General features: G+C 61.0%; 13 protein-coding genes, 1 tRNA gene and 1 riboswitch. Of the genes, 7 read left to right on the forward strand and 7 right to left on the reverse strand.

Annotation, left to right across the window (positions count from 1 at the left end):
• Positions 1-213 precede the first annotated feature (213 nt).
• Positions 214-579, forward strand: coding sequence for a hypothetical protein (locus FB009_RS15645; protein WP_024311826.1), 366 nt, complete (start codon positions 214-216; stop codon positions 577-579).
• Between the two features lie 94 nt (positions 580-673).
• Here the strand turns inward: FB009_RS15645 and FB009_RS15650 are convergent, their stop codons facing one another.
• Both FB009_RS15650 and FB009_RS15655 read right to left on the reverse strand, forming a co-directional pair.
• The gene (locus tag FB009_RS15650) at positions 674-1,657 is read right to left on the reverse strand and encodes a DUF1775 domain-containing protein (protein ID WP_011975355.1); all 984 of its coding nucleotides are present in this window, start codon (positions 1,655-1,657) and stop codon (positions 674-676) included.
• An 88-nt stretch (positions 1,658-1,745) separates the two neighbouring features.
• Positions 1,746-2,138, reverse strand: coding sequence for a hypothetical protein (locus FB009_RS15655; protein ID WP_011975354.1), 393 nt, complete (start codon positions 2,136-2,138; stop codon positions 1,746-1,748).
• Positions 2,139-2,292: 154 nt separating this feature from the next.
• A riboswitch (glycine riboswitch) is annotated at positions 2,293-2,380 on the forward strand.
• A 142-nt stretch (positions 2,381-2,522) separates the two neighbouring features.
• Between FB009_RS15655 and gcvT the strand changes: the two genes are divergently transcribed.
• Genes gcvT through gcvP form a run of 3 tightly spaced genes read left to right on the forward strand, consistent with a single transcriptional unit; the run spans position 2,523 to position 6,905 of the window.
• Positions 2,523-3,662, forward strand: coding sequence for a glycine cleavage system aminomethyltransferase GcvT (gcvT, locus tag FB009_RS15660; protein ID WP_011975353.1), 1,140 nt, complete (start codon positions 2,523-2,525; stop codon positions 3,660-3,662).
• 16 nt (positions 3,663-3,678) lie between these two features.
• The gene (gcvH, locus tag FB009_RS15665; protein WP_011975352.1) at positions 3,679-4,041 is read left to right on the forward strand and encodes a glycine cleavage system protein GcvH; all 363 of its coding nucleotides are present in this window, start codon (positions 3,679-3,681) and stop codon (positions 4,039-4,041) included.
• Entirely contained in the window at positions 4,041-6,905 is a 2,865-nt protein-coding gene (gene gcvP, locus FB009_RS15670) for an aminomethyl-transferring glycine dehydrogenase (RefSeq protein WP_011975351.1), read from the forward strand. The genes gcvH and gcvP overlap by 1 nt, the downstream gene beginning before the upstream one ends.
• Before the next feature lie 389 nt (positions 6,906-7,294).
• On the opposite strand, the gene tig is transcribed toward gcvP, so the two are convergent.
• Positions 7,295-8,770: a trigger factor gene (gene tig, locus FB009_RS15675; protein WP_011975350.1), complete on the reverse strand. Its 1,476-nt coding sequence runs from the start codon at positions 8,768-8,770 to the stop codon at positions 7,295-7,297.
• A 175-nt stretch (positions 8,771-8,945) separates the two neighbouring features.
• Positions 8,946-9,030, reverse strand: a tRNA-Leu gene (locus tag FB009_RS15680).
• A gap of 1,001 nt (positions 9,031-10,031) precedes the next feature.
• Between FB009_RS15680 and FB009_RS15690 the strand changes: the two genes are divergently transcribed.
• The 3 genes from FB009_RS15690 to trmFO all read left to right on the forward strand — a co-directional run bounded on the left by FB009_RS15690 (position 10,032) and on the right by trmFO (position 12,148).
• Positions 10,032-10,175 (forward strand): DUF1127 domain-containing protein, encoded by a 144-nt coding sequence (locus tag FB009_RS15690; RefSeq protein ID WP_003529522.1) that lies wholly within the window; start codon positions 10,032-10,034, stop codon positions 10,173-10,175.
• 295 nt (positions 10,176-10,470) lie between these two features.
• On the forward strand, positions 10,471-10,614 hold the full coding sequence (locus tag FB009_RS15695) for a DUF1127 domain-containing protein (RefSeq protein WP_003529520.1): 144 nt from the start codon (positions 10,471-10,473) through the stop codon (positions 10,612-10,614).
• 91 nt (positions 10,615-10,705) lie between these two features.
• Positions 10,706-12,148 carry a methylenetetrahydrofolate--tRNA-(uracil(54)-C(5))-methyltransferase (FADH(2)-oxidizing) TrmFO gene (gene trmFO, locus FB009_RS15700; RefSeq protein WP_018011009.1) on the forward strand — a complete coding sequence of 481 codons (1,443 nt, stop codon included), beginning with the start codon at positions 10,706-10,708 and terminating at the stop codon, positions 12,146-12,148.
• 9 nt (positions 12,149-12,157) lie between these two features.
• Here trmFO and FB009_RS15705 read toward each other — a convergent pair whose 3' ends face one another.
• The 3 genes from FB009_RS15705 to FB009_RS15715 form a co-directional block, all read right to left on the reverse strand.
• The gene (locus tag FB009_RS15705; protein ID WP_011975347.1) at positions 12,158-12,613 is read right to left on the reverse strand and encodes a hypothetical protein; all 456 of its coding nucleotides are present in this window, start codon (positions 12,611-12,613) and stop codon (positions 12,158-12,160) included.
• An 81-nt stretch (positions 12,614-12,694) separates the two neighbouring features.
• A complete protein-coding gene (locus FB009_RS15710; RefSeq protein ID WP_011975346.1) occupies positions 12,695-13,537 on the reverse strand; it encodes a phytoene/squalene synthase family protein in 843 nt (280 codons plus the stop codon).
• Positions 13,538-13,558: 21 nt separating this feature from the next.
• Positions 13,559-13,945: an Mth938-like domain-containing protein gene (locus FB009_RS15715; RefSeq protein ID WP_011975345.1), complete on the reverse strand. Its 387-nt coding sequence runs from the start codon at positions 13,943-13,945 to the stop codon at positions 13,559-13,561.

A 13,945-nucleotide genomic window follows, 5' to 3' on the forward strand; every position in this document is an offset into this window, starting at 1 on the left:
GAATGCGGTATCTGTCGACGCAGCAACTGCATCGGTTCTTCATTACGGCCATGATTGTACATGCCGTTCAACCGACGGTACACAAAATTGCGCGGCTCTCAGTTCTGCACAGTCGAATCGTTAGCATTCTCTTAAAATCCGATCGCCCGTTTTCACCCGATCGAAAGCGACGTCTGGCACAGGAATGCACTATCGTGCCCAAGGACTGACAGTTTGACCCAGGTCGTCACCATTTCCGCGACGACGGCGGCATATGCGGCGGAAGCAGCGAAGCCGTCCACGCACATGCGTGGCGGTGGGCTCGTCGACGAGGCAATCACGCTTCTCTCCGCCGGTCGGCTGGAACGGATCACGATGCCTTCGAAAATCGGAAGTTTGCTGCCGCTGCACCTCATGCTGATCGGTGCAGAGCGTCGCCTGCCGCAACAGACGCAGGCCGAAACGTTACGCCGGTATCTGGAGAACGGGGATGGCGACGACGGCAGAGAGGATCGCCGGCAGGACGACAACTCTGCCGGCGATGAAACAGAGCAAGGCGAGATCGCCGAAATGCTCGATCGGATCATCCAGGGAAGTTGAGCGGCGCCGCCGCGATCCCGCGAAGCTCAATCCTCAACTTTTCGAACTGCGTATGTCCGCATCGAAACGGCTACGCACTTTTCCTGGACGTGCTTTATTGATGGCTGTGCCCGGAATGAGCGCCGCCCGCTGCGGTGCCGACGGGCAGGACATATTCGACCTTCCCGGCCTTCTCGAAGGTAAGCGTCACCGGCACGGTGTCGCCTTCGGCAAAGGGCTTCTCCACCTCCATGAACATGAGATGCAGGCCGCCATTTTTCAGTTCGACCGTTTCGCCGGCGGGGACGGCAATGCCTTCGTCGAGCTTGCGCATTTTCATGACGTCGTTCTCCATCGTCATTTCATGGAGTTCGACACGGCCGGCAGCGGGGCTCTCGACGGCAATCAGGCGGTCGTCGACACTGCCGTTGTTCTTGACGAGGAAGCCGCCGCCGCCGACCTTGGCGCCGGGCAACATAGCCTTCACAGCTCCTCCCGAGATATCGAGATCGCCGAGCTTGACCGTTTCGGCCGCGGATTGAGGCAGGCTCCCGTGGCCGACATGCGGATCGTCGCCTCCGGCCATTGTGATCGTGATGGTCGGTGCAGGCTGATCGAGGGAATGGGGGTCCTGGCCCTCTGCCGGCACCTGATCCCAGACCACCTTGCCGTCCTCGCCGCAAAGCTGCGTCGTCGGGAAGGCGAGCACGGTCTCCTTTTCGAAGCCCGCGAATTTGCCGCGTACGACAAAGGTGTCGTAGTACGCGTCTGGCAGATTGCCGCCTTTCCAGCGGATCTCGACGGGACCGGCCGAGACCTTGGTGCCATGGTTGTCGTACGTATTCCCGTAGTCGCCCTCAATGATCTCAAGTTCCCAACCCGGCTTTGGCTGAGGCTTGGCGAACACGAAACCCTCGGGCAGCCGCACCCGCACTTCGGTCGTCGCCTTGCCGTCGCAGCCATGGGGCACCTGAAGGGTGGCGTTGAAGGTTTCTCCGGCGGAAGCACTGCCCTTCTCGAATGTCGCATGCGCATGGGCGAAGCCCGCGGCGGAAAGCGTCAGCCCTGCCGTAAGAAGAGAAAGTCTGATCTTGTTCATGTCGTAATCTCCAACCACGCGCCTCAATCGGCTTTGTGGGTCAACGCCGCTGAGCGGCGGAATGAATTCTGCAATCGGTTCAGGAGGATTACGATTGAGCTGGCGGACCGCGCGGCGGCGGCACCAGACGCAGGGGCAGAAGGACGGCCTCGGTTACGATGATCGGTGTGCCGGCAGCCCAGTTGCCGTTGCGTGCAGGCAGGCTCTCATCGGGCGCCACCGGCAGCAGCACGGAGGCGGCAAGCCGGCAGGCTTCGCAAACGGGAGCGAAGGACAGTTTGCCGTGGCCGGTATCAAGATCGACGCCGTCCGCGCCGAAGCAGATATCGGCGAAAGTGCCGTCGGGAAGAACGTATTCGGCCGCGACCGCCGGGCTGATCCCCTCTGCCAAGGCTGGCCGGTGGGCAAAGGAAAGGAATACGAGTGCGAATGCTGCAAGCAGCCGCACCGCAATTCCCCATTTCCGCTCGCGCCCCGTCATCGTCACCTCTCGCAGGTTTTCCTAGCGGCTGCCCAACCAAATTGCAAAGGCCGATTTGCCGCACGCATGACGGTGGATGAAGCCAGGGCGACAAAAAGATGTTCGGTCGCGACATAGGCCCTTGCCAAGATCCGGCCTTCGCCGTTATCTGGAGACGACCTTGTTGGGAGAAACCGGTTCGATCCGGTGCCGAAGGAGCAACCGCCCCGGAAACTCTCAGGCCAAAGGACCAGCAAGGTGCCGGTAGGACTCTGGAGAGAAGCGTTCGCGCTCGCCGAAGGGATAACAATCTCAGGCAAAGGGACAGAGGGGGCTCGAATTTGTCGGCGCATGACGCCGGTATTGTGAGCCGGCGCGACGACGCGCCAGACCTGGAGGCCGGACTTGGAAGACGTTTCCCCCCTGAAACACACGCCGCTGCACGCGCTGCATCTTTCGCGCGGGGCGCGAATGGTGCCTTTCGCCGGCTATGACATGCCGGTTCAGTACCCGGAGGGCGTGCTGAAGGAACACCTTCATACCCGTACCGCGGCCGGTGTTTTCGACGTGTCCCACATGGGTCAGATCCTCGTGCGGCCGAAGTCCGGAAAGATCGAGGACGCGGCACTGGCTCTGGAAAAGCTCGTGCCGGTGGACGTGCTCAGCCTCGCGGAAGGCCGGCAACGCTATGGCCTGTTCACCAATGCGACAGGCGGCATTCTCGACGACCTGATGATCGTCAATCGCGGCGATCATCTTTTCCTCGTCGTTAATGCAGCCTGCAAGGACGCCGATTTCGCGCATCTCAAGAATGGTCTTGGCAGTCTCTGCGACGTGACCATGTTGACCGACCGCGCCCTGATTGCCCTTCAAGGCCCTCGGGCGGGGGCGGTTCTCTGCGAACTGTGGGCAGACGTCGCGTCGATGCGCTTCATGGATGTCGCCGAAGCCGACCTTCACGACGTAAGCTGCATCATATCCCGCTCCGGTTACACCGGCGAGGATGGCTTCGAGATTTCCATTCCCACCGAAGCGGCCGTTGATGTCACTCAACGTCTTCTCGAACACCCCGACGTCCTGCCGATCGGCCTCGGCGCGCGCGACTCGCTCCGCCTCGAAGCGGGCCTTTGTCTCTACGGCAACGATATCGACACGAGCACCAGCCCTATCGAAGCGGGACTCGAATGGGCAATCCAGAAAAGCCGCCGCGCCGACGGTGAGCGCGCAGGCGGCTTTCCCGGCGCCGACAGAATTCTGGCCGAGTTCACCCACGGGGTTTCCAGGCGGCGTGTCGGCTTGAAGCCCGAGGGCCGTGCGCCCGTTCGAGGTGGCGTGCGGCTATTTGCCGATGCGGAAGGCAACACGGCAGCAGGAACGGTCACCTCCGGCGGTTTTGGCCCGAGTGTCGATGGACCGATTGCCATGGGCTATGTCGACGCCGAACACGCGGAAACCGGTACCAGACTGTTTGCGGAGGTGCGCGGCAAGTTTCTGCCGGTCGCCGTCTCCGCCCTGCCCTTCATCAAACAAACGTATAAACGCTGATCAGGAGAACCTGCATATGCTTAAATTCACCGAGGAACATGAGTGGCTGAAGATCGATGGCGATGTCGCGACCGTCGGCATCACCGAGCATGCAGCGGGCCAGCTCGGCGATCTTGTCTTCGTGGAACTGCCGGAAGCCGGGAGCACCTTCTCCAAGGGCGATACGGCAGCGACCGTCGAGTCGGTCAAGGCGGCATCGGACGTCTATTGTCCGCTTGACGGCGAAATCGTCGAGGCCAACCAGGCGATCGTCGACGACCCCTCACTCGTCAACAGCGATCCGCAAGGCGCTGCCTGGTTCTTCAAGCTGAAACTCGCCGATCCGGACGCCGCCAAGGCGCTCCTGGACGAAGCGGCCTATAAGGAGCTCGTCGCCTGATGAGCATGCCCAAGGACTTTACCTTTACCGACTACAAGCCCTACGACTTCGCCAATCGCCGTCACATCGGCCCCTCGCCGGCCGAAATGGACGAAATGCTGAAGGTCGTCGGCTATCCGAGCCTCGATGCGCTCATCGACGACACCGTTCCGCCGTCGATCCGGCAGCAGACTCCACTCGCCTGGGGTGCGCCGATGACGGAACGCGAGGCGCTCGACAAGCTGCGCGAGACGGCGAACCGCAACCGGAAGGTCGTTTCTCTGATCGGCCAGGGCTATTACGGAACCATCACGCCCCCGGTCATCCAGCGTAATATTCTCGAGAATCCCGCCTGGTACACCGCCTATACGCCCTATCAGCCGGAGATCAGCCAGGGGCGTCTCGAAGCCCTGCTCAATTTTCAGACGATGGTTTGCGACCTGACCGGACTTGACGTCGCAAACGCCTCGCTGCTGGACGAGGCGACGGCGGCGGCGGAAGCGATGGCCATTGCGGAGCGCGTCGCAAAGTCCAAAGCGAAGGCCTTTTTCGTCGACGAGAACTGCCACCCCCAGACGATCGCACTGTTGAAGACCCGGGCAGAGCCGCTCGGCTGGCAGATCGTCGTCGGCAATCCCTTCGAGGATCTGGACGCCGCAATCGTTTTCGGCGCGATTTTCCAGTATCCCGGCACTTATGGTCATGTTCGCGATTTCTCGGGCCTGATCGCCAGGCTCCACGAACTGGGCGCAATCGCCGCCGTCGCAGCCGATCCGCTGGCGCTGGCGCTTTTGAAGTCGCCGGGTGAGATGGGCGCAGACATCGCCGTCGGCTCAACCCAGCGCTTCGGCGTTCCGGTGGGCTATGGCGGGCCGCACGCCGCCTACATGGCGGTCAGGGACGCCTACAAGCGCTCGATGCCCGGCCGTCTCGTGGGCGTGTCGGTCGACGCGCGCGGAAACCGCGCCTATCGGCTTTCGCTGCAGACGCGGGAGCAGCATATACGGCGCGAAAAGGCGACATCCAACATCTGTACCGCGCAGGTGCTGCTTGCCGTCATGGCCTCCATGTATGCCGTCTTCCACGGGCCCGAGGGCATCAAGGCGATCGCCCAGAGCGTCCACCAGAAGACGGTCCGCCTTGCGCTCGGCCTCGAAAAACTCGGCTATACCGTCGAGCCGGACGTCTTCTTCGATACGATCACCGTCGAGGTCGGCAAACTACAAGGCATCATCCTCAAGGCTGCCGTCGCCGAGGACGTGAACCTTCGCAAGATCGGGACGACGAAGATCGGCATCAGTCTCGACGAGCGCTCCCGGCCAATCACCCTCGAGGCCGTCTGGCGGGCTTTCGGCGGCGATTTCAGCGTCGATCAGTTCGAGCCGGACTACCGCCTGCCGAAGGAATTGCTGCGCACCAGCGACTATCTCACCCATCCGATCTTCCACATGAACCGGGCTGAAAGCGAGATGACGCGTTACATGCGACGCCTCGCCGATCGCGATCTTGCGCTCGATCGGGCAATGATCCCGCTCGGCTCCTGCACGATGAAGCTCAACGCGACGGCGGAGATGCTGCCAATAACCTGGCCGGAATTCTCGGAGATCCACCCGTTCGTGCCCGCCGACCAGGCGATGGGATATCACCATCTGATCGAAGACCTGTCGCAGAAACTCTGCGCGATCACCGGCTACGACGCGATCTCCATGCAGCCGAACTCGGGCGCCCAGGGCGAATATGCAGGTCTGCTCGCTATCCGCGCCTACCATATTGCCAATGGCAACGAACATCGTGACGTCTGCCTGATCCCGACTTCGGCGCACGGCACCAATCCCGCCTCGGCGCAGATGGCCGGCATGAAGGTGGTGGTCGTCAAGGTGAGCGACGCCGGCGAGATCGCCATGGACGACTTCCGCGCCAAAGCCGAGCAATATGCGGAAACGCTCTCCTGCTGCATGATCACCTATCCCTCGACCCACGGCGTATTCGAGGAGAACGTGCGCGAGGTCTGCGAGATCGTCCATAAGCATGGCGGCCAAGTCTACCTGGACGGCGCCAACATGAATGCGATGGTCGGCCTTTCCCGTCCCGGCGATATCGGCTCGGATGTCAGCCACTTGAACCTGCACAAGACCTTCTGCATTCCGCATGGCGGCGGCGGGCCCGGCATGGGTCCGATCGGGGTCAAAGCCCACCTCGCACCCTTCCTTCCGGGGCATCCGGAAAGCGGCGAACATAAGGGCGCCGTTTCCGCCGCACCGTTCGGGTCGGCTTCGATCCTGCCTATCTCCTGGAGCTATTGCCTGATGATGGGCGGCGAAGGCCTGACGCAAGCGACCAAGGTGGCGATCCTCAATGCCAATTATGTCGCCGCCCGGCTGAAGGGTGCCTTTGACGTGCTCTACAAGTCGGCCAAAGGCCGCGTTGCGCATGAATGCATCATCGATACCCGCCCCCTTGCCGAGAGCGCCGGTGTGACCGTTGACGACGTTGCCAAACGGCTGATCGACTGCGGTTTCCATGCGCCGACGATGAGCTGGCCGGTTGCCGGAACCTTGATGATAGAGCCGACGGAATCGGAGACCAAGGCCGAGCTCGACCGCTTCTGCGATGCCTTGCTGGCGATCCGAGAGGAAGCCCGCGCCATAGCGGAAGGCCGGATGGACAAGATCAACAATCCGCTGAAGAACGCCCCGCATACGGTCGAGGACCTCGTCGGCGACTGGGACCGGCCCTATTCGCGCGAGCAAGCCTGCTTCCCGCCCGGCGCATTCCGCGTCGACAAATATTGGTCGCCGGTCAACCGCGTCGACAATGTCTATGGCGACCGCAATCTCGTCTGCACCTGCCCGCCGATCGAAAGCTATGCGGAAGCTGCTGAATGAGATGATCGGACCGGGCGCTGGTCAGGCGTCCGGCTCGACGATCGTCTCTTGGCGTAGAGGACACCAGGCGCGTTCGGCCCCTCATCCGCCTGCCGGCACCTTCTCCCATCGGGAGAAGGGACTTGCCGCAACCGCTCAATACTCCGCAACGGCTCGGAAGCAACAGGAGCATGCCGCTTGTCCCTTCCCCCCGCTCGCGGGGAGAAGGTGCCGGCAGGCGGATGAGGGGCGTTCGCTCCACATCAGTTCAGCGCGTCGACGGCGCGAGAGCTCCCAGCAAGCGCGGCGAACGTCAGGGTTGGGCGAACGTCAGGGTTGGCGCCCGGCATCAGCGCATAGAAAAAGCCGCCCGGAGGGCGGCTTTTTCAATTCATTGCAAGACACTCGATTTACTCGGCGCTCTCGTCCGAAGCCTTTTTCTTGGCCGGAGCCTTCCTTTTCGGCGCTGCGGCTTCTTCGCCCTCGGCGGCATCGGCCTTGGCAGCTGCCTTCTTCTTGGAAGCCGTCTTCTTGGCCGGTTTTTCGTCGGCGTCGTCTTCCGCGGTCAGCTCTTCCTTGGACACCTTCTTGTCGGTCACCGAGACCTCGGTGAGCAGATGGTCGACGACCTTCTCCTCGAAGAGCGGTGCGCGCAGAGAGGCGGCAGCGCCGGGCGTATTGCGGAAATATTCGATGATTTCCTTTTCCTGGCCGGGGAACTGACGCAGCTGCTGGAACAGTGAATTCTGCATCTCGTCATCGCTGACCTGGACACCGGCCTTCTCGCCTATTTCGGAGAGAACCAGTCCAAGGCGGACGCGACGCTGGGCAAGCTTGCGGTATTCGGCGCGGGCTTCCTCTTCCGTCGTGTCTTCATCGGCAAAGGTTTTGCCGGCCTGCTGCAGATCGGTGTTGATCTGGCGCCAGATGTTCTCGAATTCGGCGTCGACGAGGCGCTCGGGCGTATCGAACTGGTAGAGTTCGTCGAGCTGGTCTAGAAGCTGGCGCTTGACCTTCTGGCGGGTTATCGAGCCGAACTGGCTTTCGATCTGGCCGCGAACGATTTCCTTCAGCTTGTCGACGGATTCGAGGCCGAGCTTCGTTGCCAGCTCATCATTGATCTCGATCGGAGCCGCGGCAGCGACGTCCTTCACCGTGACGTCGAAGGTTGCTTCCTTGCCGGCGAGATTGGCTGCCGGGTAGTCGGCCGGGAACGTGACCGTGATGGTCTTTTCATCGCCGGCCTTCGCGCCAACGAGCTGCTCTTCGAAGCCGGGGATGAAGCGGTTGGAGCCGAGCACGAGTTCCGCATCCTCGTCCTTGCCGCCGTCAAAGGCTTCGCCGTCGACCTTGCCCAGGTAGTCGATCGTGACGCGGTCACCATTGGCGGCCTTGCCCTTCTTCGATTCATAAGTACGGGCGCTTTCAGCGATGCGCTCGATCTGCTCGTTGACTTCGTCTTCGCCGACATCAACGACTTCGCGAGTGACCTTGATGCCGCTCGCGTCCTTGAGTTCGATCGGCGGAATGATTTCGTAGGCGACGGTGAATTCGAAATCCGCTTCGGCCTTCAGGATCTTGTCAGCTTCCGCCTCGTCCTCGGTCATCCCGATTTCCGGCTGGGTCGCAGACTTCTCGCCGCGGCTGGTGAGGATTTCCGTCGGCTTTTCACGAACGATCTCGTTGACGAGATCGGCCATGATCGACTTGCCGTAAACCTTCTTCAGATGCGCAACCGGCACCTTGCCGGGGCGGAAGCCATTGATGCGAACACGATCCTTCACCTCGACGAGACGCTCGTTCATCCGAGCTTCCATTTCGTCGGCCGGAATGACGACCTTGAGTTCGCGCTTCAGCCCTTGAGCGAGCGTTTCGATAACCTGCATGTTCAAACCTTCACTTCACGTTGACGGTGCTCTTCCCTTGATAAGGCTAGGCGAGCACGTGAGCCGATCCATTTGCCGGGAGTGGCTTTACGCAATTCCGACCGCTTTGCAAGCAAAATGGCGCCTTGCCGGCCTTCCTCAGCGCCGAAAACGACGCGTGACTGCTATATCGTCCTGGTGCGGGTAGAGAGACTTGAACTCCCACGCCTTGCGGCACCAGAACCTAAATCTGGCGTGTCTACCAATTTCACCATACCCGCATTCAGACGATCGCACCGCCCAATCGCATTCCTCACAAGATCTCACCAGCGGAATGCCGCAGATATTTCTTGGGCCGTGCGAAAGGTTCAGGGGCTTCCCGAGCGCGGCGTCTCTATATCACTCGTTTTCATCGGATCAAAGGGAAAATGCTCGCGCCCGTTGCCCTTATCCGGCTTGTCTCCGAACGGGAGGATTGCCCTCTTTACAGCCGGGTGCCGACAGAAACGCGATGCGGCGGCGCATGCCGATGCGTTGCGCAAACTGCATATCTTCCATGTGGACATTGCACTGCACAAATCGATTTAAGCGTCCTATATTCACCTCATGGAATTCGAAGCAGCGCACTCCTCCTCCCAGCGCCGCTTTGATAGGATTGGCAGCACTCCTCCTCCCGGTTGCCAATCGCCTTTGTGACGCCCGCCGGTCCTCCCCCGGCGGGCGTTCTCTTCCTCTCCCGCACTGCACTCTTCAAGTGATCCACCTGCCTACTATTTTGGCACATGTTCACTTTCCGGCTCCTTAGCTATGCACTGTTCGCATAGGTGCCATTCGGAGAGACCCCTACCAAGCTACGGGTATGCTGCCTATATTCCACTCATCGATCGGGCAGCGCACTCCTCCTCCCAGCGCACCCGATACGGATTGGCAGCACTCCTCCTCCCAGTTGCCAATCAGAACAAGCGACGCCTGCTGGACCTCCTCCCCCAGCGGGCGTTGTTTATTTCTGCTTTCTTATTCCATTACAGCTACACCGCGCATCTGCGCTAAACGCGGCGCCTCTCAGAAGCGCGCAAAAGCTCGCTGCAAAAATCTGGAAGGCGGACCGGCACCAAAAGGTTAAGTCGGAATTAATATCGGACAAAGCTTTGCAAGACATGCATGGGTGCGATGCAGCATTATCTCTGTAATTTTGGGTCAAATCGATTATATTCCGGGTCATCAGATGATGGCCAGCAAGAGAGATAGAGCGCTGGCGAACGACCTAGAAAGGAATAGGATCATGAACCTCGCACGTTCTTTCAACAACTGGCGCAAGTATCGTCAGACCTGCAACGAACTCGGCCGCATGAGCGATCGGGAACTGACTGACCTCGGCATCGGCCGGGCAGACATTCCCTACGTTGCGCGTCAGGCAATCAAGTAAGCAGAATAGCTTTTCGCCAGATCTTGGCCTTTCAAACGCCTTCCGGCTCTGCCGGCGGGCGTTTTTCTTTATCTGCTGCTTTCTGGTCTCATGCAGTGACCCCGGGAGTTTGAATCTCAAGCGATGGCGCATTTTCAGCCGAGGCTGTATTCATGCTCATCAAATGATCGATGCACTGCACAAATGCATAGCAGATGCATCTACTTTGCACTCCATCTCCCAATTAGACAGGCGTATAAGAACCTCAACGACGCAGACAATCACTGTCGCGAGCGATCTTCTTGAGGAAACGACCATGAACCCGATTCGCATTGCAAAGAGCTGGATCAACTACCGCCGCACCGTTGCCGAACTCGGCAGCCTTTCGAACCACGCCCTGAACGATATCGGCATCACTCGCTACGATATCCGCAACATCGCGGCCCGCTCCTTCCGTTAACTGGACGAGCATTGCACAGCTTGAAAACGGCGCCCTCGGGCGCCGTTTTCGTTTCTTGGAAGCGAAGATCGGCTGTGGTAGGAAGCCGCGCATGAACAAACTCACATCCTCCTATTCCCCCGTCCACGTTATTGGCGGCGGCCTTGCCGGATCGGAAGCCGCCTGGCAGATCGCGGAAGCGGGCGTCCCGGTCATCCTGCATGAGATGCGCGGCGTGCGCGGCACGGACGCTCACAAGACCGACAGCCTTGCCGAACTCGTCTGCTCCAATTCTTTCCGTTCCGACGATGCGACCAGCAATGCCGTCGGCGTTCTTCATGCGGAGATGCGCCTCGCGGGGTCGATTATCATGCGATGCGCCGATCTCAATCAGGTTCCTGCCGGCGGCGCGCTGGCCGTTGATCGCGAAGGCTTCGCCGAGGCTGTCAGCGCGGCGATCGCGGCCCATCCGCTGATCACCGTCCTGCGGGAGGAAATCCGCGGCCTGCCGCCGAAGGAATGGGATCTCGCCATCATTGCGACCGGTCCGCTTACGGCACCGGATCTCGCCGACGCGATCCGGGCGGAAACCGGCGCTGACGCCCTCGCCTTTTTCGACGCCATCGCGCCGATCGTCCATGCGGATACGATAGACATGGATATCTGCTGGCATCAGTCGCGCTACGACAAGGTAGGCCCCGGCGGCACGGGCAAGGATTACATCAACTGTCCGCTGACGCAGGAGGAATACAACGCCTTCGTCGATGCGCTCATCGCCGGCGACAAGACCGGCTTCAAGGAATGGGAAGGCACACCCTATTTCGACGGGTGCCTTCCAATCGAAGTGATGGCAGAACGCGGACGTGAGACCCTGCGTCACGGGCCAATGAAGCCGATGGGGCTTACCAACGCCCATAATCCGTCGGTCAAGCCCTATGCGGTCGTACAGCTTCGGCAGGACAATGCGCTCGGCACGCTCTACAACATGGTCGGCTTTCAAACGAAACTGAAATATGGCGCGCAAGGAGAGGTCTTCCGGATGATCCCGGGGCTCGAGAAGGCAGAGTTTGCAAGACTCGGCGGTCTGCACCGCAATACCTATATCAATTCGCCGACCCTGCTCGACCAGTCGCTGACCCTCAAATCGCGTGCGGGACTGCGCTTCGCCGGCCAGATCACCGGCTGCGAGGGCTATGTAGAAAGCGCGAGTATCGGACTTCTGGCCGGCCGCTTCGCCGCGGCGGAACGCAAGGGCGCCTCTCCCGCCATTCCGCCAGTGACGACCGCCTTCGGCGCTCTCCTCAATCACATCACCGGAGGGCACATCGTCTCCGACGATGAACCGGGCAAGCGCTCCTTCCAGCCGATGAATGTCAATTTCGGGCTGTTTCCGCCGCTCGATCCCGGGGCCCTCACAAGGCCGGAGGGGGCGAAGCGCTTTCGCGGCAAGGAAAAGGCAAGCGCCAAGAAGCAGGCGATGGCCTCACGAGCGCTGAGCGACTGTGCAACCTGGCTCGACAAAAATCTATTGATCGGCGGGGCAGCGACCCGTTGACGTCAACGGTCAATCCGGTCCAGGCGCCGCGTTGCCCGACGCTTCCTTCTCGAGTTTCGTCCTGAAACTGCCGAGCAGCCATAGCGAGACCTCGGCCGCCTCGGCCGCGGTCCGAAATTCGAAAGCATTGTCGAGATAGGCGAAATCCGGGAAGTGGACGATCAACCCGCGCCCACTGTCTGATGTATTGACCCGCACCTTGTCCGGTTGAACGACATGACAGACATAATGCGTGCCATGCGACTGTATGAAGCCCGCCTTACCGTCATGGAGACGCAGGAAGATCGCTGTTCCGTCAACGCTTGAATGCAGCGCCCGGATGGCCTCGTCGGGAAATGCCCGGCCGAATTCCACGATCGCCGAACCCGCGTCCGGATTGTCTGCATCGCGCTCGGCGCGTGCGTTCATCCTGATATAAAACACGCAGACGGCGGCAATCGCAGCCGGGAACAGTAACCAAAGCATCGCGTGGGTCCCTTGAGAGCGACGGGAATCCGATAGAACAATGGGAGACTTGCGCCAGGATGACGGCCGAACGGCTATCCGCTAAAATTTCCGACGCCGGCTCGCCCGCCACATCCGCCATTGCCGCTGCCATTGCGGTGCCTGCAGTGGCTGACGAAGGATTCGCGCTCCGGCGGCCTCGGCACGGTCGAACACAGGTTCGGCCAGGGCGACGGGTATGAAGGCGGAGAAATTCCGGGCCGAAATCGAACTGGCACTCTTGCGCGCCCTGGCAAGATGATCGCGGCCGAGACCGCAAAATGCGCGGATGGCGTTTTCGACGGCGCCCTCGTCGTTCACCGCAAGGAGAGCCTCCCTGTCGAGCCCCGTTGCGCTCAAAATCTCAGCAGGCAAATAGACCTGGCCACGCCCGACATGAACAGGCAGAAGAAGCAGGAGACCGGCGATCGTCTGAGCGACACCGGCATGACCGGCCGCGTCTGCGGATTCCGCCGCGTTGACCGGGTCGAGGATCAGCGAAGAGAGCTGGATGAGCGCCGATGCGGTTTCACCGGCATAGCCTTCGAGCGCCGCCCTGTCCTGCATCGGATCCTCGTAAAGATCGAAAATGCGTGCGTCGATCATGTCCTGCAGAACGCGAACAGGCAGCTGATGCTCGCGAACGCATCGCAGGAGCGCTTCGGCTAAAGGATGCCCCCCGCCGTCCGACTTTTCGTTTTCGAGAATGTCGCGCCACCACTGCAGCCGGATCTCACCGGGTAGCGGCTCCTTGACCATGTCACGGACGCGGGCGATCTCGGCGTAGAAGGCATAAAGTGCCGCGAGCGAATGCCGCTTCTCTACCGGAGAAAGCAGACAGGCCAGGTAACGATCGCGGTCGGTGTCCCGCAGGGTCGCGAGAATTTGGTCATCGGACTGTTGCACGCCGAGTTTCCTTGGAACGCCTCACACCGCGATCAATGCCGCGGCGACGGCGCGCGATTCCGCCAGCATCACGTTGTAGGTTCGCACCGCCGCACCCGTGCTCATCGGATCGGACGAGATGCCGGCGGCCCTAAGCGCCGCTTTCAGCTCGACCGGCAACGGGCGGATTTCCAGGCCGGTTCCGACGAGCAGCACCTCGATTCCGGGCGCCTCATCGAAAACACGCTGGAACTTCGCGACCGCAAGCAGATCGCCTTCGGCCACGCCCCAGGCGTAGATACCGGAAGGCAGCATCAGAACGGAGCCGCGATGCGACATGTCGGCGAAGCGGAACCCGCCATTGCCGTAAGCGTCGACAGGCGCCCGTCCCGGAAAGTGCGCTTCGCGCATTTCGATCCCTTTTGCCAT

The sequence above is a fragment of the Sinorhizobium medicae genome (assembly GCF_007827695.1).
Taxonomy (GTDB): Bacteria; Pseudomonadota; Alphaproteobacteria; order Rhizobiales; family Rhizobiaceae; genus Sinorhizobium; species Sinorhizobium medicae.